Annotated in this window: 1 protein-coding gene and 2 pseudogenes; 2 read left to right on the top strand and 1 reads right to left on the bottom strand. The window is 68.9% G+C overall.

Annotated features, from left to right (window positions below):
* Together ABZ070_RS37425 and ABZ070_RS37420 are read left to right on the top strand one after the other, a co-directional pair.
* Nucleotides 1-681, top strand: a 681-nt coding sequence (locus ABZ070_RS37425) for a diiron oxygenase (protein WP_356640672.1), incomplete at its 5' end; no start/stop codon positions are given.
* Between the two features lie 51 nt (nt 682-732).
* Nucleotides 733-903: pseudogene (locus tag ABZ070_RS37420) on the top strand (TetR family transcriptional regulator); the annotation flags it as partial.
* A 303-nt stretch (nt 904-1,206) separates the two neighbouring features.
* On the opposite strand, the pseudogene ABZ070_RS37415 reads toward ABZ070_RS37420, so the two are convergent.
* Nucleotides 1,207-1,303 (bottom strand): annotated as a pseudogene (locus ABZ070_RS37415) (hypothetical protein); the annotation flags it as partial.

The raw sequence follows: 1,303 nt of genomic DNA, 5'->3' as shown, positions 1-1,303 counted from the left end.
GCCGCTTCACTCGCCTCGCTCGGCATCTGGTTCGAGATCATCCTGATGCAGCTGCTGGTGCGCCACATCTACGACAAGTCCGTGACCAGCAACCACGTGCGCTACGCGCTCACCGAGATCGCGGACGAGTGCCGGCACTCGATGATGTTCGCCAAGATGATCCAGAAGAGCGGGGCGCCCGCCTATCCGGTGCCGCGGATGTACCACAATCTGGCACGCGTGCTGAAGACCGTCTCGACCACGCCCGGTTCGTTCGCCACCACACTGCTCGGCGAGGAGATCCTCGACTGGATGCAGCGCCTGACCTTCCCGGACGAGCGCGTCCAGACGCTGGTGCGCGGCGTCACCCGTATCCATGTGGTGGAGGAGGCACGGCATGTGCGGTACGCCCGCGAGGAGTTGCGGCGCCAGATGGTGACCGCGCCGCGCTGGGAGCAGGAGGTCACCCGGATCGGCAGCGGAGAAGCGGCGCGGGGCTTCTCCATCTGCTTCGTCAATCCGCAGGTGTACACGAATATCGGCCTGGACCGGCGGGAGGCGGTCGCGCAAGTGAAGGCGAGCGGACACCGGCGAGAGGTGATGCAGTCGGGTGCAAAGCGGCTCACCGACTTCCTGGACGACATCGGGGTGCTGCGGGGGCCCGGCCGACGGCTGTGGAAGGCGTCCGGGCTGCTGGCGTGATACTCGTCGCCGACCCGTACGGTGGCGAACAGTGCGGTTACGCTGCGGAGCATGACCAGCCCCGCTCCAGCGACCCGTGCGTACCGACGGCTCAGCGTCGAGCAGCGCCGTAAGCAGCTCCTCGCCGCCGCGCTCACGCTCTTTACGCACCGGCCGCCGGACAAAATCTCGCTCGACGTTGTGGCGGAGGCGGCCGGTGTGTCCCGGGCCCTCGTCTACCGCAGCCGGATGGTGCTGCTGACGGCGGTTGCGGCGCGTGTCACCAGCGCACTGGTGCTCGGGTCAGTCGGACGACTGGCTGAGCGGCGGCGTATGCCGCTCGGGCCCAGGGTCCATGCAGCGCGCGCCCTTTCAGTCGAGCGCGCCCAGGCGGCTCTGCATCCCCGGCAGGGGAGGAGGGCCGCCGGTGCCGCGGTCGGTCGCGGGCGGGTGCAGCCAGAGCGCGGTCTGCACAGTGATCAACGACTGGCGGCTCTGAGAGGTCCCATCAAGAGGCGATCTCCCGTGCGACCTCGCACGGGTCGAGCGGTCGATGCCGTGCCGGATGATGGTGTGGGTCTGGCCGCCGCAGACCTCCATCAGCGCCCATGGTCGGGTCACCGCGGCGCGGATCTCGTCGAGC

Origin of the sequence: Streptomyces sp. NPDC006283 (assembly GCF_040613325.1) — a bacterium.
GTDB lineage: Bacteria > Actinomycetota > Actinomycetes > Streptomycetales > Streptomycetaceae > Streptomyces.
This window is presented reverse-complemented; position numbering and strand designations above follow the sequence as displayed.